The 19221-nt window shown below is 64.9% G+C and carries 17 protein-coding genes and 1 tRNA gene; 7 read left to right on the top strand and 11 right to left on the bottom strand.

Features of this window, described 5'->3' with window-relative positions:
* Nucleotides 1-134: 134 nt before the first annotated feature.
* Nucleotides 135-803 carry a response regulator transcription factor gene (locus GGQ63_RS14285; RefSeq protein WP_054733083.1) on the top strand — a complete coding sequence of 223 codons (669 nt, stop codon included), beginning with the start codon at nt 135-137 and terminating at the stop codon, nt 801-803.
* Nucleotides 784-2184, top strand: a complete 1401-nt coding sequence (locus tag GGQ63_RS14280) for a sensor histidine kinase (RefSeq protein ID WP_054725851.1) — start codon at nt 784-786, stop codon at nt 2182-2184. Before GGQ63_RS14285 ends, GGQ63_RS14280 begins: the two co-directional genes overlap by 20 nt.
* Nucleotides 2185-2247: 63 nt before the next feature.
* On the opposite strand, the gene GGQ63_RS14275 is transcribed toward GGQ63_RS14280, so the two are convergent.
* The 11 genes from GGQ63_RS14275 to GGQ63_RS14225 form a co-directional block, all read right to left on the bottom strand.
* The gene (locus tag GGQ63_RS14275; RefSeq protein ID WP_125974159.1) at nt 2248-3348 is read right to left on the bottom strand and encodes a Cj0069 family protein; all 1101 of its coding nucleotides are present in this window, start codon (nt 3346-3348) and stop codon (nt 2248-2250) included.
* Between the two features lie 29 nt (nt 3349-3377).
* Entirely contained in the window at nt 3378-4049 is a 672-nt protein-coding gene (locus GGQ63_RS14270) for a superoxide dismutase (protein WP_153876138.1), read from the bottom strand.
* A gap of 120 nt (nt 4050-4169) precedes the next feature.
* Nucleotides 4170-5417, bottom strand: a complete 1248-nt coding sequence (gene chrA, locus GGQ63_RS14265; protein WP_082395458.1) for a chromate efflux transporter — start codon at nt 5415-5417, stop codon at nt 4170-4172.
* A gap of 71 nt (nt 5418-5488) precedes the next feature.
* On the bottom strand, nt 5489-6442 hold the full coding sequence (locus GGQ63_RS14260; RefSeq protein WP_054725861.1) for a chromate resistance protein ChrB domain-containing protein: 954 nt from the start codon (nt 6440-6442) through the stop codon (nt 5489-5491).
* A 337-nt stretch (nt 6443-6779) separates the two neighbouring features.
* The gene (locus GGQ63_RS14255; protein ID WP_088712621.1) at nt 6780-8195 is read right to left on the bottom strand and encodes an argonaute/piwi family protein; all 1416 of its coding nucleotides are present in this window, start codon (nt 8193-8195) and stop codon (nt 6780-6782) included.
* On the bottom strand, nt 8192-9925 hold the full coding sequence (locus GGQ63_RS14250; protein ID WP_054725867.1) for an SIR2 family protein: 1734 nt from the start codon (nt 9923-9925) through the stop codon (nt 8192-8194). Before GGQ63_RS14250 ends, GGQ63_RS14255 begins: the two co-directional genes overlap by 4 nt.
* Nucleotides 9926-10069: 144 nt before the next feature.
* On the bottom strand, nt 10070-10684 hold the full coding sequence (locus GGQ63_RS14245) for a hypothetical protein (protein WP_054725869.1): 615 nt from the start codon (nt 10682-10684) through the stop codon (nt 10070-10072).
* A gap of 3 nt (nt 10685-10687) precedes the next feature.
* Nucleotides 10688-11605 (bottom strand): hypothetical protein, encoded by a 918-nt coding sequence (locus GGQ63_RS14240; RefSeq protein WP_088712622.1) that lies wholly within the window; start codon nt 11603-11605, stop codon nt 10688-10690.
* Between the two features lie 366 nt (nt 11606-11971).
* Complete coding sequence (locus GGQ63_RS14235) at nt 11972-12598, bottom strand: type II restriction endonuclease (protein WP_210308523.1); 627 nt, start codon at nt 12596-12598, stop codon at nt 11972-11974.
* Between the two features lie 419 nt (nt 12599-13017).
* Nucleotides 13018-13093 (bottom strand) — tRNA-Ala (locus GGQ63_RS14230).
* 91 nt (nt 13094-13184) lie between these two features.
* On the bottom strand, nt 13185-13583 hold the full coding sequence (locus tag GGQ63_RS14225) for a TIGR02300 family protein (protein WP_183857036.1): 399 nt from the start codon (nt 13581-13583) through the stop codon (nt 13185-13187).
* Nucleotides 13584-13779: 196 nt separating this feature from the next.
* Between GGQ63_RS14225 and aroA the strand changes: the two genes are divergently transcribed.
* The 5 genes from aroA to ihfB all read left to right on the top strand — a co-directional run bounded on the left by aroA (nt 13780) and on the right by ihfB (nt 19192).
* Nucleotides 13780-15135, top strand: a complete 1356-nt coding sequence (gene aroA, locus GGQ63_RS14220) for a 3-phosphoshikimate 1-carboxyvinyltransferase (protein WP_183857034.1) — start codon at nt 13780-13782, stop codon at nt 15133-15135.
* Nucleotides 15132-15758 carry a (d)CMP kinase gene (gene cmk, locus GGQ63_RS14215; RefSeq protein ID WP_183857032.1) on the top strand — a complete coding sequence of 209 codons (627 nt, stop codon included), beginning with the start codon at nt 15132-15134 and terminating at the stop codon, nt 15756-15758. The genes aroA and cmk overlap by 4 nt, the downstream gene beginning before the upstream one ends.
* Nucleotides 15759-16032: 274 nt before the next feature.
* Nucleotides 16033-17742, top strand: coding sequence for a 30S ribosomal protein S1 (gene rpsA / locus GGQ63_RS14210; RefSeq protein WP_183857030.1), 1710 nt, complete (start codon nt 16033-16035; stop codon nt 17740-17742).
* A 161-nt stretch (nt 17743-17903) separates the two neighbouring features.
* Nucleotides 17904-18914, top strand: a complete 1011-nt coding sequence (gene sppA / locus GGQ63_RS14205) for a signal peptide peptidase SppA (RefSeq protein WP_183857028.1) — start codon at nt 17904-17906, stop codon at nt 18912-18914.
* Entirely contained in the window at nt 18911-19192 is a 282-nt protein-coding gene (ihfB, locus tag GGQ63_RS14200) for an integration host factor subunit beta (RefSeq protein WP_183857026.1), read from the top strand. Before sppA ends, ihfB begins: the two co-directional genes overlap by 4 nt.
* The last annotated feature ends 29 nt before the right edge of the window (nt 19193-19221 follow it).

Below are 19221 nucleotides of genomic sequence, written 5' to 3'. Positions count from 1 at the left end.
GCGGCATTCTGCACTAGAAGGCGATCGAACTCTTGTGCGAACGCAGCCGTCGGCAAACGACATTGGCGCACTGTCGGCACTGCTCGCACGCGGCTATGGTCGGCGCAAACAACAGAGGAGATGCCTCGGGCATTATGCGCCTACTACTGATCGAGGACGACGAGGACACGGGGAGCGCCGTTGTTGAAGCGCTGCGTGCTCGCGGTCACGCCGTCGATTGGGAGGACGACGGAAAAAGCGGACTTGATCGCGCCGTGAGCGGTGCTCACGCGTTGCTGATCGTTGACCGAATGCTGCCAGAGATGGATGGGCTATCGGTTGTCACCGAGCTGCGCCGTCGCCAAGTCGTAGCACCCGTGCTGATGCTCACGGCGCTAGGCTCCGTGGGCCAACGAGTCGAAGGTCTTGAAGGTGGAGCCGACGACTATCTTGTCAAACCGTTCGCGATCGCCGAACTGGTCGCGCGCGTTGAAGCGCTGCAGCGCCGGGCGGCCGGCCCGCCCAGCATCCTCTCGCTGGGCGATCTGACACTCGACCGTCTCGCTCGGACGGTGCGGAGAGGCAACACGCCCATCGAACTAATCCCACGCGAGTTCCAGCTTCTCGAACTACTGATGCTGAACTCGCCGGCCGTGCTTACGCGGTTGATGCTGCTGGAGACCGTGTGGAAGTTCCGTTTCGATCCTGGCAGGAACCTCGTCGAAAGCCACATCAGTCGGCTGCGGGCAAAGATCGATCGCGGTGACGATCCCCCCCTGATCCATACCGTGCGTGGGGAAGGCTATGCCGCTTGGAGTGATTAGCCGGCTGTTGCGCTCGACGGTGTCCCGTCTTGTTGCGCTCAACGCGCTGCTGCTCGTCATCAGCATGGTCGCCGGCGCGCTCGGCGGCTGGATCGCAACGCGCGGGGTGGTTGAGCGCGAGGCTCGAAATCGCATCGAGCTGGAGTCGCACGTGATCGCCCTCGAAGCGCAACGGGGAGGCCTTGATCGCGCACTGGAAATAATTCGAGCGAAGGCCGAGCGGCCGGGGTCGCCCGAGTATTATTTAGTTGGGCCAGATGGACGCACGCTGATCGGCGACATCCAAATTGTACCGCGAAAGGTCGGTTGGCACTTTATCGACCAGCCTCCGCCGCAACCCGGCGTCGAGGGCGTCCATCTGCTGGCGATGACGCGACGCCTTCCCGATGGATCCCTTCTCATCGTTGGAGAGGATATGGAGCGAAGCGAAGCAATCCGCGACGCTGTTTTCGGGGCCATTCTGACCGCTGGCGGAATCGCGTTGGTGTTCGGCATCATCGCAGGCCTCTTCGCCACGCGGCAGACGCTGCGCCAGATGAAGCGGATCAACGTTACCGTCCGAGCAGTCGAGCGTGGCGATCTCTCGGCGCGGACCGGCGCTCCGGTCGATGCGCGCACCGATCTTGATCAACTCGCGTTGGCCATCGACCGTATGCTCGATCGGATTGACACGCTGGTAGCCACGATCCGTCGCGTGTCGGCGGAGGTCGCCCACGACCTGCGCACGCCGCTCACGCGGGTGAGGCACTCTGTTGAATTGGCGTTGGCACAGCACGATGAAGAGCTCAGGTCTGCGGCGCTGGGTGAGGCGTTGGCCGGGCTGGACGAGGCGCTTCGGCTGTTCAGTGCGGTGCTGGATCTAGCGGAGATTGATGCCGGTAACGCGCGCGCGCGATTTCAGCCTATCGACCTGGCAGAGATCGTTGACCGGGTGGTGGATGCCTATCGTGCAGAGATCGAGGCTTCCGGCCGCAACATCTCTGTGAGCTTAGCGCGAGAAGCGCTGGTCGCCGGTGACGCCGACCTGCTGGCGCGTGCGCTCGCCAACCTGATTGAGAACGCGCTCAAATACTCCGGTGAGCACGCTCGTATCGATGTTTCGGTCACCGAGCAGGCCGACACGTTGACGATGGCGGTCGCCGACGACGGTCCCGGCGTATCCGATTGCGAGGTCTCCGAGATGCTGCGCCCGTTCGGGCGCTTGGACCGAGCGCGGCGTGCATCCGGCAACGGCCTTGGCCTCGCCATCGCCGACGCCGTTGCCCGACTGCACCGTGGAGCGCTGGCCTTTGCGCGGCTCCAGCCAGGGCTGGCGGTCGAAATCAGATTGCCGCGGGCACCGGCGGTGACGGCGGCTCGAATACTGGATCAAGTTGACTGAGCGTGACGAAAGGCGCTTCGCTGGTCCAGCGACCGACTAACGTATCCCGGAACGTGCGAACGTTTATGCCGGCGAAGCCGTGGTTCCTCGGCCGGCGACACGGCGTTCGTGCGCCGCGACCGCGCGACGGTATGCGGCATCCGCCACCTGTCGCACGGCGCTGGGCGGAAACGGCGCGACCGAACTGACGTTGATCTCGCACAAGACATAGCTGTCCGAGCCGCGATCGTCTTTCGGCCCGTAGAGGAAGTCCGCGTCCCACAGGAGCGGCAGCTCGTCATGCTCGATGGCGAGGATGTGCTGCAACCCGGGAATCCACGACTGTTCCATATCGTCTCTGAGCGACTGGAAAGCGCCGGCGTCGGCAGGCTGCATGACCCGCGGCCCCGGCTGCGCCTTCGGAGAATCGACCCCTTCCGCGGGTAGCGGCAATAGCGCGCGGATCAGTTGGTGGCCGAAACCGACGACCGTGCCCTCGCTCACATAGCAGCGGATCATGCCGTCCCCGAGCCGCGGTTGGAACGGTTGGTCGATGAGGCATTCGCCGCGCTCAAAATAGGGTGCGAACCGAGCGATCAGGGCATCGAGGGGGATCTTGAACGGAACGCTGTCCCGCGCGGCGTGAAGGACCGAAACGATCGGTTGGGCGCCACCCCCCCGGTCAGCAACTTCGACCCGCCACACGCCCCGGCCGCCATTGCTCCGATTTTCCTTGAGCACACGCGGCCCGGAAGCCAGGCGTTCAAGAAGCAGCGCGCGCAGTTCCTCCAGATCGGCGTAGCGGTGTGTGTCGGTGCCCCAACCCAGCGCCCGCGTGGCGTGAAGCACGCTTTTCACGCCCATTTTCGCGATGATATCGGGATGCGCGCTGATCGAGACGCCCGCCGCCGCGGCCTCGCGCAAAATCGGATCGAGCCTTGAGCGGTCACCGGCGTCGCTGATCGGGTCGGCCCAGACCATCACGCCATCGCACGTCAGCAGACGGTCGCGCGTTGTACCAGCCGTCTCGTCGGCATATCCAATCGCCTCGACCTCACCGCCCAACTCACGCAGCGCTGCCATGATCGGCCACTGGCGCGCGCTTTGCACGTCCAGAGGGCTGGTGGGGAGGTCGGTTCGCCACAACAGGCCGATCTTGGGGCAAGTGGTCAAGGCCGACTTCACTCGCCTCCCGTTCATCGCCGCTCTCCAACTCAGGCGCTGGCGGTGGCGATCGCCTGCGCATAACGGCGGTCGGTCGCTTCCCAGTCGAGGTTCTTGAACCACGCGTCGATATACCTGGCGGCTTGGGTGCCGTAATCCATGTGAAAGCTGTGTTCATACATATCGAGCGCGAGCAGCGGTATGCCGGCCGCAGCGCCGTGCATGTGATCCCAAGCCCAATGATTGTTGAGCGAGCGCGTGTGGACGTTGTAAGCGAGGATTGTCCAGCCAGAGCCGCCCGCAAGGCTCATGCCGGTGCGGCGGAATTCCGCCTCCCATGTCGCGAACGAGCCGAAGGCGGCGTCAATGGCGTCGCGGACCGAACCGGCCGCCCGGCCGTCGCCGCCCAACCCGTCGAAGTAGATTTCATGCAGCACCACCGAGCCGGTACGGTGCAGTTCCTCGCGTTTGAGGCCGCCGTAGATGGCAGGCGGCGCTTCGGTATCGGCGAGCGCGGCGGCCAGCCGTGGCCGCAATGCGTTCAGCGTCTTGACCGAGCCGGCATAGTTGTTCTCGTGGTGCGACGTGATCAATCGCTCGGACAAGCCCTCAAGCCTGGCCGGATCGAACTTGAGCGGCTTGATTTGATGGTTGCCGGCAAAGGCGGGGACGGTCGACGGCGTGGCGACCGGCGTCCGGGCGGAGGCTTCGTTGATCGTCATGGCGGCGGCTCCTATGCCTAGGGTTGCGATTGCACTGCGTCGGGAGAGATTGTCGATCGTCACATTCGGTCCTTTCCAATATGATTGATTAGGCTGCGTAAGAGTGACGGTGCGTCGCGATCATCCGAACAGGACGAGGCCCGCCCCCGCCGCGGCGAGAACAACCCACAGGATCGTCGTTTTGGCCTTGAACACGTAAAGGAGCGCGAGGGCGACGGCGAAGATCGCGAGCGGGATCACCACGCCGGGCACGTTCACGAGAGTCTTTTGCCCTAGTTCCAGCGTCGTGGCGGCGATCAGCCCGACGACCGCTGCTGATATTCCCTCTAGGAAGGTCTTGATCTTTTCGTTGTCCACCAGCCGTTCAAGCTGGTCATGAAAGAACAGAGAAAAGCTGAATGCCGGCAGGAAGATGCCGATCGTCATCACGATCGCTCCGAGTGGGCCGCCGCCGAAATATCCGATGAACGTCGAGAAGATGATCAGGGGTGCCGGCAGAATCCCCGATAGGGCGAGCCCGTCGAGGAACTGCGCATCCGTCATCCATCCATTGCCAACCGCATCGGCACGCAGGAACGGGATGACTGTGTAGGCCCCGCCAAAGGTGAGGAGCCCGGCCTTGAGGCCCGAGATGAAAAGATCCAGCAGCGACGGTTCTTGGTTTGCGACGGGTTGCGCCGAGACCGCATCTCCACCAACCGGACCGGCGAAAGTGACCCAGGCGAAGTAGAGCCCGAGCCCGACGAGCACGGCCATGAGCAGGCCGGCCGTCACCCGCTGACGGCGCGTCGCGAACATATAGACGAGGCCCGCGATCGGCAGGGTGAGCCAGAACGGCGTGCCGACGAGGGCCGCTAGGCCGGCGACGCCCGCGATACCCCAAAGCCAGCGGTCGAGCAGGATGTGACCGCCAATCCGGTGCACGGCGCGCACGATCAGGGCGATGACGGCCGGTTGCACTCCGAGAAATGCCGCGGTTGCGGCGGCAGTCTGCATGATCCCGGTGGAGAGATACAGCCAGGACAGCGCGAACATTAGGACAAAGCCCGGCATCATGAATCCCAGGCCTGCAAGAAGACCGCCGAGCTTTCCTTTAGGAAGCGTGCCGAAGAAGACGCATAGCTCGTGAGCCTCCGGACCGGGGAGCACCTGATACACGGCTAGGATGCGGTTGAACCTGGCACTTGAGACCCAGTGTTCCTCGTCGACCAACTCGCGGCGGATCATGGCGATTTGGGCGATCGGGCCACCCCATGCCAGGAAACCGAACCGCAAGAACTTGGCGAAGATCTGTGCATACGAAAGCTGCGGCAAAATGCCTTGACCTTCCGCAGAACCTACAGCCTCGCTCGGTACATTTGTCTGCATTCACCACGTTCCTCAAGCTATAACAGTCATCTCTCGGCCGAGGGCCGAGTGCCTTGCGCTGACTCCCGACTTCACGGGTTTTGCCGGGTGAAGTAGGCGTAGAAGCCATCGAGCGCGTCGCCGGCACCGGCGATGCGCTGGAGATCGTCATCGAACGTCGCGCACACGCCTGACAGCATCGCGCTGAGTCCCGGCGTTTCCGGCCGCTCAAACTTGTCGTCGCCGATGTCGAGGTCGTGGATGATCTCCCCGATCGCGGCTAATCCCGGATCGCCGTCCAGCTCGGCGCGTAGCAGCAGGGTCTCGAAGCTGCACCGATCGCCCTCATGGGTGAACTCGGCATCGGTCATATCGAAGCGCAGCTCGCCGGCATCGGACGTGTAGCTCCTGCCATCGACGAACTTGAAGCTCGCGTGGGGGTCGATGAATCGTCGGATCAGCCAAGCGCAGGCGATGCGATCGACGTGGACGCCGCGCCGCGTCACCCAGACGCGATGCTTGAGGTCAGCGGGCGACACCGCAGCCGCTTCGCCTGTGCGGCCGACGTCGGGATGGGCGTAACGCTTCTCGTCCAAATCCCGCAGCGCCGCCTCGGCACCTTGACGACCGTGCGCGCCAAAGAAGTCGAGCCGGACAATCTCAGAAAGCCGTCGCTGGAGTTTTGAGATCTCGGTCCCCGACGCCGGCCCAGTGTCGAGCAACTGCCGTGCGGCTTGGGCCAGCTCGTCATAATCGGCATCCCGCGCAGCGTCGAAAAGCTGGCGGAGCTCAACGTCGCTCTGGCCTTCGATCATCTGCGCGTCGATCAGCACCGCCTCGCCGCCGCTGGTCGTGATCTCTGCCAGCAGGTCGCGAAATGCGGTTTCGTTCTCCTCGCGACGGGGGAGCACATGAACAGCGTTCTTGAGCGGCACTGCGCCAATCGCCTGCAAGCGGCGCCAGATTTTCACACGCAGATAGGGCGGCTTCGCAGGGATTTGGTGCAGCAATGCTAGCCAATGCTCGGAGTCTTGCGAAGCGTCCATAACGCATATGTATCATTTCCGATGTTGAAATGAAACACGTATATCTCCATCCTGCAACGGTTCAGGAAGGGTGCGGATTGCGGGCGAAGCGCAAGCGACGTTCGACGGCGACGATCGCTGGCTCGTTTCGGTGTTTGGCGGCGCTACGGTAGTAGGAACAACGGGATGTATTCGTTATGTTTATCCTGCACGGGGCACCAAATTCCGCCGCCGGCCGCCGTTTGTGCGCGTCAGCCGCACAGGCTACGATCAGCGAAAACTCAGTGTTAACACGATCGTAGGCACGGCGGCCATCGACGGCAAAAAGTTCGAATCCTGTGGGTGCAACGAACTTTCACTACATGAAGAATCGGAATTGGTAGGGTGTGCTGCCTAGATTCGTCATGCGCTTGAGGACGCGCGCCAGCACCTTCGCATAACTCATCGTTACGGGTAGCGGATCATACAGCCCGTCATTGTTCCAGTTCATCTTCGACAAGGCGAGCGCCGCGCGGGCGCTGTCGTCCCACGTGCCGTGCCCGGCATGGCGGACAAGTCGGATCGGACGCGGCGTGCCGCGCTGACCCTGAAAATAGGTTTTCGGTCCCAAAGTCTCCACGGCACCGTGCATCCACAGTAGTGCCTCGCGCTCGCCAAGCCCGATCAGTGAGCCACGCTTAATTGGAAACGCCGCCGCCTTACCTCCCGAATTGGCTTGGTCGCGTTCCCAACGCGCGCCGCGCCAGCCCACATCCTCGACCACCTGAATCAAATCGACCGCCTCGCACAGCGGTAGTGCCTCGAAGCAGCCGAGCACTTCTGCGTCTTTGAACTCGGTCGATTTGTGGACCATGACCCGGCGCGGCGAGCGTCCGCCATGCCGGTGACGATACAGCGTCATCGACCGCGTGATGACACGGAACATCTCAGCCTGCGATAAAAAGGGATTATCGCGTTGCACCTGCACGTCGGCGGTATCGTAGGCGATAAACTCCAAGCCGGCGCCCTCCGCGTCGAACACCTGGCTGCAACAAGTCACAAATCGCGGTTTGTCGGCACCGTTCGACCGCACCGCATAGGAAATGCCGACATAGGCTGTTTCTGGGTCCACGTCGGCTAGCTTCCAGGGAACGCCGCCGGCCTTGGCATACAGCGCCAGCCCGACTCGCCACATCACGCTCGCACGGCAGCGATAAGCGAGCGCCTTGTCTTCGCGCACGATCTGGATCGGCATCCCGCGCGCGGCCGTATAGGCTTTGAGATGATCGTGGAGATCGAAATCGTCCCCCGCGCCGTAGAAGCCACGCTCCCACCGCTGCGGTAGGTAGATGAACAAGACATCGAAGTCGCTGCGGAACGCCTCAAGGGGCTGGATCGCACGAACGAGCTGTTCGGCGAGCAACACGTGCGGCATCGCCGATTGTGCCATCTCGCTCTCAAACGATCCGTCCAGCTCGACACGGCATTTCTTGGTTGCCGCCGTCACGCGCATGTCGAACACGGTATTGAAGCCCGGCCAATCCGGCAGATAGTCGGTTCGCTCGACCGGGCGCACGCTCTGGCTCAGCTCACGCATGAATGCGAACAGTCGCTCGGACTCGCCCTTCGGGGCCAGCGTCGCTACCCGGATCGGCGATTGCACCAATCCGCGCGAATGGGGGCCGAACCGCTTGAGCCCGCGCAGCGGATGAATGTCCCGCTCGCTCGTTCGCTCGGGATGGAACACCAGCTCGGGTTCGGGATACCATATGGTCGGGGCGATCTCGCTCGTCATGGCTGCACCAGCTTGGAGAAGGCCGTGTTCTTCCCGACTGCGAAGCGAGCATCGATCCCGTCGCCAATCGACAGCGCCAGAAGCGCTTCGCCGGCAAGGCGCTTTGCCCAAAAATCGATAAGCCGATCGAGATCACGATTATAGCGCTTCACCGTCCGTTCGCGCGCGAAGTCGGCGGTGATCGCTTTGGTCGCGTCCGTGACACCCTCAAACACGATCTTTGGATCAAGCAGCAGCCAAAGACCGTCGTCTGCCCAGTCAAGCCGGACCCCGACCCCCTCGTGCCATTTCAGGTCCGGGTGTTTGGGCACGGTGCCAGTCGTCTGATGAGTTATCGCGCGAAGCCCATCCCATGCGCTGTCGGCGGGATCTACTGGCACGAGCAAATCAGCGCTGCGGCGGCGGATCGCACGAACATTCTTGGCGGCACACAGCGCCTCTACCAAGGCATCGCGTAGCAGGCCGCGTTCGCCGGACTCATAGCGCAGGCGCCGCTTCTCGAAGGTGGCCAGATCGAACGCAGTGATTCCGAACGGGTCGAACACTCGACGGAACTCGGCATCGCTGCCGAAACCGAGCACGCCCGCTTGCGTGCGCGTCACGATCAGGCGCGCGTTCGCCTCGGCGACCGCCGAACGCGCCGCTGCGACACCCTCGATCGTGCATACCAGCTTGCGGCAATTGGCCGGGATGGTGACGGCAAGCCCGTTGAGCCGAATGAGGGGCCAGCCCCGCTGGCCCGAGGGCTCGGGAGCGCCCGACACGCGCGACCGTCCTGTTGCCAGCGCGTTGAGAGCGGATGTGTCGAGCGCGGGCAGCAGCCGCACGAGATCACGTAATATCTCATCGAAGCTCTCAATCCGCACCAGCCCGCACTCAACGCCCGCGTCGCTGGCGCGCTGGAGAAGTCGGATGACCCGCCCGAGCGGTGGATCGCTACCGCGATGCAGCCAGAACAGTCCGCCAGGATAACCGCCCGGCTGATTGAGCGCCGTTTCAAGCGCGTCCATCACTGAATCGTCGCGTCCGCTGTAGCCGGCGACTACGAGGCCGGATCGTCGGCAGGCATCCACGAGCTGCTGACGAAGCGCCGCATCCTGCTGGCGCAGCTCATCGGTCGTGTTCTTAAGCCGACGCGAGCGGAAATCGCCGTGCAGCTTCACTGCGATGGGCCATTTTTGCGCGCCGATCAATTGCCCCGCCAGTTCCGGAGCGTCGAGTGCAACGACGCTCAACGTGCCCGTTGTGCCATACGTTCTCGCGCAGGCATCTTCGATCAAGTGGTCGAAATTGGTCGTCCAGACGAGCTGAGTGTGGCCCGCTTTTAGAAGCGAGGCGAGGGCAAGATGGCCATAGGCCAGCTTCGCGCCGCTAATCATGCCTTGAATAAAAGTCGTGCGATCGCGCTCCACCGGGTAGGTTGCTTCGAAGAGCGCCGCGTATTCATCCGGTGAACCCGGCGACGGTAGTCGCTCGGAACTCGCAATGTGCGAGTCTAACAGCGCGCGGATCGCAGGATTACCGAGATCGGCGACACTCTGCGGCGACGCCTTGCGTTGGGCAACGAACAACGTTTGCTTGAATTGCCAGATCATATCCCAAGCGCTGGGGATGCCGGCTGAAACCGACGCACCCGCGCCAAGGAGCCACATTAATTGGCCGGGGCGCAGCGCGAAGCGCCGCACAAAGTCATCGCTCGATAGCTCGCTCGGGCTCGTTATGCTCTCCATCCGCCCATGCCTAACCGATCCACAAGCCTTCGCCAGCAGATTTTGTTCTCTAATGGTTCTCTAGGCTCAACCTTGTGATCGGCAGGTGCGGGAAGCGACGCCACCGTTGTAAGCGCCTGGGCTTCCGAGCAGCCGTAGCGCAGGTCATTCGGGGGGTGGTGGCAGCAGAGGCGGCGCCTCGTAGGCTTCTAGCTGCCACGGCCCCTGGTAGTTCTCAATGATGCCTTCGGTCGGCACGGGCATGCCGGCAATGAGCGCGATCTGCCCGAGACACCGGCTCAGGTGTCCGCGTAAGATTTCGAGGCCGTCGAAATAGGCTTGGCGCACGTCCGGCGGTCGATGAAACTCGCCGAAACGTGGATGCGGGGGCGCATCCTTGTCGCGCCGCAACAGCTCCTCGTAAGTCATAAACTGTCGAATACCAGTCGCCATCGCATCGAGCAGAAGGAACAGCGGTCCGTCCTGCAACTCGGCGAGTTCCACCTCTTTGTCGACGATCAACTGGCGGATTTCCTTGAGCGAAGTGAGAGCTCTCTCGATGCAATCGTCGCAACATTCCCACGCAGATAGGACGCGCCGATCGCGCAAACGGAGGACGATCTCGCGCGCCACACGGCGCTCGCGATCTTTAGGGCTGACCGCAATGCTGATGAAAGGCAAGTTCAAGGTGACGTCACCTATCCGGCCAGCGACTTGGCGGCGAGCGCGGGCGAGGAGATCGGTCAGATCGAACTTGAAGGGGATATCGCCACTTCGCACGGCTCAGGCCTCGCCCGGCAGGGTAATTGATGCAGCGAGAGCCGCCCCAATGGGCCCCGATCGGCGTTCGAGGAAATAGCGGACGCGATCGTCATTGCTGTCATCGAACTGCTGTCCAACCTGACAGGTCAGCAGCAGATCGGCAGCCCAGGTTTCGAGCGGCCAATCCCGCCCGACGCAGGCGGATTTCAGCAGGCTGAAGGTGGGAGATTGGCCGTCATTGAGTTCGACAAGAGCGCGGTGGAGGTTGTCGGCATCGACCACCCGATTTCCGACCGGCATGTCGCCAACGCGGATTCGTTTTCGCAGGGGGTAGGTAACTGCGTAGGGAAGCTCAGGCGGTGCGTAGAGCAGGTAGAAGACGGCCTTGCCGAAATCCCGATTGAGCGTGTCGATCAGTTCGACCTGTCGGTGTCCAGCCTGAATTGCGGCGAAGGTGCAGGTTTCGTCGAAGCTGTAGGTTCGGTGGAGTGCGGCGGCTGCTTGCTGCCCATCGCGGCGGATGAACGCATTCATGCCATGAAGGAAACCAATTTCATCTTCGTCTTCGACATCATGGTTAGTCGGAAAGAGACGTTTGGATTGGAGCAGGCCAATCTTCTTCGCCACCAGCTTGTCTTGTCGATAGACGAAGACGAGGATCGCAATATCCGCCGTTTCCCAACGCCGGCGTTGCGGAAAATCCCAATCCCAATGGGGAGCGCCTAGGCGCCGCAAACCACCGATGTTGTGAGTATCCATGCGGATGATCGCGCCCGAAGGCAGGAGCGTCGGCGCACTGTTGGGGATCAGCGCTTCAATCAATCCGTCATCGAGCGATGTCTCGCGGATATTGGGGAGATTGGCCAGGCGCTCACATACGTGGCGGTTTGCGTCCGCGAAGACGCCACGGAACCAGGCAACAACGTCGGCGGGTATCACTGGCCAAGGATTCAATCGCGTTCCCCTCATCTGCCGAGGTAATTGCACTACGCAATCCGACCAAGCGGTATCTACGGCGGCGGCAGAGGCAACTTGCCATCGGGAGGCTCGAAAGTGTGGGCCGTTGATCCTACCCCCGATGCTTCTCGAATAATCAGCGGCGTCGCACTACGCCATAGGGCGGCTACAGGCGCGCGGCGGCGGTTCTATAGGAGTGCAAACGGCGATGTGTATTCGTTATGTTTATCCAGGGCGGGGCGCCATTTTCTTTGATGGAATCGGTTGTTTAAGGTGCCTCATCGCTCAAGTGAGCGTCGGCGCCAAGTGCAAATGCTCCAAAGTCTGGTGAGGCGCCTGTAAAACTTATTACGGTGTCCCTGGTGCCAGCAGTCGTAGGTCGCCGAGGAAGCTTTCAAGCGTCACAATGTCAGTTCGGATGCTGGCTGGGAACTTCTCGATCAGCGGTTCCGGGACGATAAGCTGTACATTTGCCTGCGTCATCTCGCGGAACTGGGCCTCGGACACGCCCTCTTGCAGGGTTAGCAGGTGCTTCACCGAGATGCGGTCTGCCTGGTTGATAACCTGCCGCCAACGGTCGCGGCACGTGGTTTTGGTCGCGAGCATTCGAAGCCGGGTCGTCGGAAAAGCCGGATCGCGATAGGCAGCCTCTGAAGGGAATAGGAAGTCCGGCCGCTTGCCGGGTTCAGACTGCGGACCGTGCTGAAAATCCGCTCCCTCGCGGAAGCCCTCCTCAATCAGGATTTCCCGGGTGTGGAGTTCCAGAGATCGCCCTGAGCGCGCCTTGCGCCGCTGCAGCACGGCCTGTGCCCGCGAGATGAATTCCCTCAACTCTGTAAATCCTGCGCGGATGGCGGGAAGCTCTACCGCCTCCTCCACGCTGCGGAAGATTTCAAACTCGCATTCGCGTCGACGCAGAAGCCGCTTGTCGGGCGGCGTGCCAAGCTCGGGTCGAAGCTCCACGGTTTTGCGCACGATGGCAGCACCGGTCGGGAATTGCGCCCGCCATGCGGATGGAATCTCGGCTGGCTCAAACCAACACCGTGCGGGACCGGCCGCGAACGGCGGAAACAGCCCGGGTTGGACGATGATGAGGGCGTCGCGGGCGAGGCCGCCGCACTGGCGCTGTCGGCCGATGGCGGGTCGCGCCTCGGGCCGCGCGGGGCGGATGCGGCAGGGGCGACATGGATCGCTCGGCCGCTCGACCCGTCGGTCGAGCGGAACGGCAGTCCCGTCACCGGCTCGCGGCCCGCGGGCGCCCGAACAGCCGCCCGGAACGCTTCCGGCGGCGATTTCACTGGGAACTCCGGGAGTCCGCTCACCCTGCTCAGACCCGAATCACACCCTGAGGATGCCGATCCGGCGAATATCTCGCCCGGCTGCAGCGGGAAGGTTGGTGGAGCCAAGGGGAGTCGAACCCCTGACCTCTTGAATGCCATTCAAGCGCTCTCCCAACTGAGCTATGGCCCCGACCTTCGTGTCGGACCGGTTTGGGGACCGGTCCGGAGCGGCGCGGAACCTAGGCCGCGCCTTTTTGTAAATCAAGCCCCTTTCGGAGGGATCAGGGCTCTTCTTCGTCGACGCCGCCGATGATGTCGGTGACGTCGTCGCCCTCCTCCTCGTCCTCCTCGAGGAAGGTGGCGTCGTCGTCCTCGGCGAGGTCGATCTCGGCCTCGTCCTCGCTGTCGGCATCCTCGGTCGCGCCGGGACCGGCGCTCTCGTCGTCCGCCTCCTCGAGGGAGATGAACTCGGCGCCCTCGGCCGCCTCCTCGTCCTCGGCCTCCTCCTCCTCCGGCTCGACCGCGGCCTGCGGCCGCGCCTTCGCCGTCGTCGCCTCGAAGAACGAGCGCGGATAGGAGATGCCGGTATAGGGCGAGACGATCGGGTCCTTGTTGAGGTCGTAGAACTTACGCCCCGTCTCGGGATCGATACGCTTGGTGCCGAGTTCCGGTTTCGCCACGGTGAAAGCCTCGTCTCCAGAAGAAGCGGCCTCCCATAATCGCTGCAGGGGGGACGCGCAACACAAGAATTCCGGCGGGCGCGACCCCCGCGTGACGATCGGTCGGCGCCATGCTATCCGAGCCCCGCTTTCGCGACCGCCCGGAACGCGCCCTGCGCCCAACCGACCGGGAAACTTCCAAGGGAGACCGCCGGACATGTCGACCCCCAACGCCGGCCCGGAACCGCTCGCCGCCGCCGCATCGCGCCCGCTCACCGGCCGCATCCGGGTTCCCGGCGACAAGTCGATCTCGCACCGGGCGCTGATGTTCGGCGCGCTGGCGCTCGGCGAGACGGCGATCGAGGGCCTGCTCGAAGGCGAGGACGTGCTCGGCACCGCCTCGGCGATGCGCGCCTTCGGTGCGAGCGTCACGCGGACGGGCGCCGGGGCCTGGCGCGTCTCGGGCGTCGGCGTCGGCGGCCTGCTCGAGCCGGAGGGGGTGATCGACTACGGCAATGCCGGCACGGGCGTGCGCCTCGCCATGGGCCTCGCCGGCAGCCACGCCTTCGCCACCACCTTCACCGGCGACGCCTCGCTCTGCCGCCGGCCGATGGGCCGCGTGCTCGACCCGCTGCGGCGGATGGGCGTCCAGGTGCTCGCCCGCTCGCGCGACCGGCTGCCCCTGACGATCAAGGGTCCCTCCGTGCCGCTGCCGATCGAATACCGCGTGCCGGTGCCCTCGGCGCAGGTGAAGTCCGCCGTGCTCCTCGCCGCGCTCAACACGCCGGGCGTCACCACGGTGATCGAGCCGGTGATGACCCGCGACCACACCGAGCGGATGCTGAAGGCGTTCGGTGCGGCGATCGAGATCGAGACCGGCGAGGACGGCGCCCGGATCATCCGGCTCGAGGGCCAGCGCGACCTGAAGCCCCAGCCGATCGTCGTGCCGGGCGATCCCTCCTCGGCCGCCTTTCCGATGGTCGCCGCGCTGATCGTGCCGGGCTCCGACGTGACGATCGAGAACGTGCTCCTCAATCCGATGCGCACCGGCCTCATCGAGACGCTGATCGAAATGGGCGGCGACATCACGATCGAGAACCGCCGCGACGTCGGCGGCGAGACCGTCGGCGACATCCGCGTCCGGTCGAGCCGGCTGAAGGGCGTCGTCGTGCCGCCGGAGCGGGCCCCCTCGATGATCGACGAATATCCCGTGCTCGCCGTCGCCGCCGCCCATGCCGAGGGCAGGACAGTGATGGAGGGGCTCGGCGAACTCCGCGTCAAGGAGAGCGACCGGATCGCCGCGGTCGCCGCCGGTCTCGCGGCGAACGGCGTCGCCGTCGAGGAAGGGCCGGAATCGCTCACCGTCACCGGTCCGACCGCGAAGCTCGGCGGCGGCACGGTGAAGACCCATCTCGACCATCGCATCGCGATGAGCTTCCTCGTGCTCGGCCTCTCCTCCGAGGTCGCCGTGGCGGTCGACGATGCCGGTCCGATCGCGACGAGCTTCCCGGAATTCCGCACGCTGATGACGGCGCTCGGCGCCTCCTTCGGCGCGCCGGAGACGGGCGCTTGATCATCGCCATCGACGGACCGGCGGCCGCCGGCAAGGGCACGCTCGCCGAGCGGCTCGCCGCGCATTACGGCCTCGCCTATCTCGACACCGGCCTGCTCTACCGGGCGGTCGGCCGGGCGATGGCCGAGGCCGGGCTCGATCCCGACGACGCCGCGGCGGCGGCCCGCGTCGCCGCCGCGCTCGATCCGGCGCGGCTCGCCGATCCGCATCTGCGCGGCCGCGAGGCGGGCGAACTCGCCTCGCGCGTCGCGGTGCACCCCGCGGTGCGCGCCGCGCTCCTCGATCTGCAGCGCGGCTTCGCCCGCCGGCCGGAAGGCGCCGTGCTCGACGGACGCGACATCGGCACGGCGATCTGCCCGGATGCCGACGTCAAGATCTTCGTCACCGCGGCGCCCGAGGTGCGGGCCCGCCGGCGCACCGACGAACTGGCGGCGAAGGGCCGCGACGTGCCCTATGAGCGCATCCTCGCCGAGATCCTCGAGCGCGACGCGCGCGATTCGGGCCGGGCGAGCGCGCCGCTCCGTCGCGCCGAGGATGCCGTCCTCCTCGACACCAGCGCGCTCGATCGCGAGGCCGCGCTCGCTGCGGCGATCGCCATCGTCGAGGCGGCGCGGGCGGGCTGACCGGGCGAGGCGGCGGTCCGGCACGATTCCGGCTTGTGGCCGGAGCCGTCCCTCGCTATATGCGAGCCGTCGTCCGTGCCCGGTCCGGCTCTTCGAGCCTGCCGGGCCTTTGCACATGCTCTCCGGGCATGTGGCGGCCCGATGTCCATGCTGCGCCCCGACCTGTGAGCGCCGGTCCGCCATGAGCGGAAGCCCCGATCAGCCGTCGGGGCCGGGTCGGTCGCAGCATCCCGCAACGCGAACCGCCGGCGCGATCAAGGCACCAGGAGTTTTCATGGCAAGCAACAATCCGTCGCGCGAGGACTTCGCCGCGCTTCTCGACGAATCCTTCGGATCCGAGAGCGATGTTTTCGAGGGCAGCGTCGTCAAGGGCCGCGTGGTCGCGATCGAGAAGGATCTCGCGGTCATCGACGTCGGTCTGAAGACCGAAGGCCGCGTCGCCCTCAAGGAGTTCGGCGCGAACGGCAAGGAAGGCGGCATCCAGGTCGGCGATACCGTCGAGGTCTATCTTGAGCGCATCGAGAATGCCGTCGGTGAAGCGATCCTGTCGCGCGACAAGGCGCGCCGCGAGGAGAGCTGGGTCCGCCTCGAGGAGATGTTCAACAAGGGCGAGAAGGTCACCGGCGTGATCTTCAACCAGGTCAAGGGCGGCTTCACCGTCGATCTCGACGGCGCCGTGGCCTTCCTGCCGCGCTCGCAGGTCGATATCCGCCCGGTGCGCGACGTCGGCCCGCTGATGCACACGCCGCAGCCCTTCCAGATCCTCAAGATGGACAAGCGCCGCGGCAACATCGTCGTGTCGCGCCGCACCGTGCTCGAGGAGACCCGGGCGGAGCAGCGCTCCGAACTGGTCCAGAGCCTCGAGGAAGGCCAGATCATCGACGGCGTCGTCAAGAACATCACCGATTACGGTGCGTTCGTCGACCTCGGCGGCATTGACGGCCTGCTGCACGTCACCGACATCGCGTGGCGCCGCATCAACCATCCGACCGAGGTGCTGTCGATCGGCCAGACCGTCCGGGTGCAGATCATCCGCGTCAATCACGAGACGCACCGCATCTCGCTCGGCATGAAGCAGCTCGAGGCCGACCCGTGGTCGGGCATCGAACTCAAGTATCCGGTCGGCGCCAAGTTCACCGGCCGCGTCACCAACATCACCGACTACGGCGCCTTCGTGGAGCTGGAGCCGGGGATCGAGGGCCTGATCCACGTCTCCGAAATGTCGTGGACCAAGAAGAACGTCCATCCGGGCAAGATCGTCTCCACCTCCCAGGAGGTCGAGGTGATGATCCTCGAGGTCGACCCGGTGAAGCGCCGCATCTCGCTCGGCCTGAAGCAGACGCTGCAGAACCCGTGGGAAGCCTTCGCGGAGCGTCATCCGAAGGGCACGATCGTCGAGGGCGAGGTCAAGAACAAGACCGAGTTCGGCCTGTTCCTGGGCCTCGACGGCGATGTCGACGGCATGGTCCATCTCTCCGATCTCGACTGGTCTCGTCCCGGCGAGCAGGTCATCGACGAGTACAGCCGCGGCGACATCGTCCGCGCCCAGGTGCTCGACGTCGACATCGAGAAGGAGCGCATCTCGCTCGGCATCAAGCAGATCGGCAGCGAGGCGGTCGTCGACACCGGCGGCAGCGGCGAGATCCGCAAGGGCTCGGTCGTCACCTGCGAAGTGCTCGACGTCAAGGATGGCGGCATCGAGGTCCGGATCGCCGATTCCGATCTGACGGCCTTCATCCGTCGCGCCGATCTGTCGCGCGACCGTTCCGAGCAGCGGCCCGACCGTTTCGCCCGGGGCGAGAAGGTCGATGCGCGCGTGCTCTCCTATGACAAGAAGGCGCGCAAGATCCAGGTCTCGATCAAGGCTCTCGAGATCGCCGAGGAGAAGGAGGCGGTGGCCCAGTACGGCTCGTCCGACTCCGGCGCGTCGCTCGGCGACATTCTCGGTGCTGCGCTCAAGGCCCGTCAGTCCGACGAGGATTGATCGGGCGCGCCGCACCGGCGCCCGCAACCGACACGACACGCGCCCCGGCCATCGGCCGGGGCGTTTTCTTTTGCCCGCCGGCCGGCCCCGCCGGGCGCCGTTTGCTTTTGCCGAGCGATCCCGCTAACCCCTTATGGGGGGCGAAGAAACGGAGACGCGGCATGGCGATGGACGCGGAGCAGATCGTCGACCGGCGACGGCTGAGACGAAAGCTCTCCTTCTGGCGGGTGGCGGCCTTCCTCCTCCTCGCCATCGCGGTCGCCGCCGCCGTCGTCGCGCTCGCCGGGCCGGACGCCTTCGGTCAGCGCAGCCGGCCGCACATTGCACGCATCACCATCAGCGGCTTCATCTCCGACGACCGCGATCTCGTCGAGATGATCGACAGCGTCGCGAAGAGCGATGCGGTCCGCGGTGCCGTGGTGGCGATCGATTCGACCGGCGGTTCGACCGCCGGCGGCGAGGCGCTCTACGATGCGCTGCGCCGGCTTTCCGAGGCGAAGCCCACCGTCGCCTCGATGCGCAGCGTCGGCGCCTCGGCCGCCTATATGGCGGCGATCGCCACCGACCATATCGTCGCCCGCCGCTCGACCATCACCGGCTCGATCGGCGTGATCTTCCAGTATCCGGAGGTCAGCCAGGCGCTCGACCATCTCGGCATCAAGGTCGAGTCGATCAAGTCGGCGCCCCTGAAGGCGGAGCCCTCGCCCTTCGAGCCGACCACGCCCGAGGCGCGCGCGGTGATCGAGGCGCTGATCCGCGACACCTTCGACTGGTTCGTCGACATCGTCGCCGAGCGGCGAGGCCTCGACCGGGCGACGACGCTGCGGCTCGCCGACGGCCGGGTCTATTCCGGCCGGCAGGCGCTCGATGCGAAGCTCGTCGACGCGATCGGCGGCGAGGACACGGCGATCGCCTGGCTCGCCGACGAGAAGGACGTCGATCCGGCCCTGCCGGTCGTCGACTGGAAGCCGGTCGACCGGACCGGCGGTCCGTTCTCGCTGTCGAAGGCCGCGGTCGTCTGGCTCGCCGAGCAGGCCGGCCTCCCGCCGGCGCTGCTGCGCGTCCTCGGCGCCGAGCGGCTGATCCCCTCTTCCCCCCTCGTCCTTGACGGTCTCCTGTCGGTTTGGCACGCTCCGGCCGGTCTGTCCGACGCTGAGGGGGCGCCGCGATGATCAAATCGGAGCTTGTGCAGCGGATCGCGGAGCAGAATCCGCATCTCTACCAGCGCGACGTCGAGAACATCGTCAACGCCATCCTCGACGAGATCGTCGCCGCCATGGCGCGCGGCGACCGGGTCGAGCTGCGCGGCTTCGGCGCCTTCTCGGTCAAGAACCGGCCGGCGCGGCAGGGGCGCAACCCGCGCACCGGCACGAAAGTTGAGGTCACCGAGAAATACGTGCCCTTCTTCAAGACCGGCAAGGAAATGCGCGAGCGTCTCAACGACGTCTGACGCGCACCGCCCCCCTCGGAAAGGAGAGC

Origin of the sequence: Prosthecomicrobium pneumaticum (assembly GCF_014199915.1) — a bacterium.
Lineage (GTDB): Bacteria > Pseudomonadota > Alphaproteobacteria > Rhizobiales > Kaistiaceae > Prosthecomicrobium > Prosthecomicrobium pneumaticum.
This window is presented reverse-complemented; position numbering and strand designations above follow the sequence as displayed.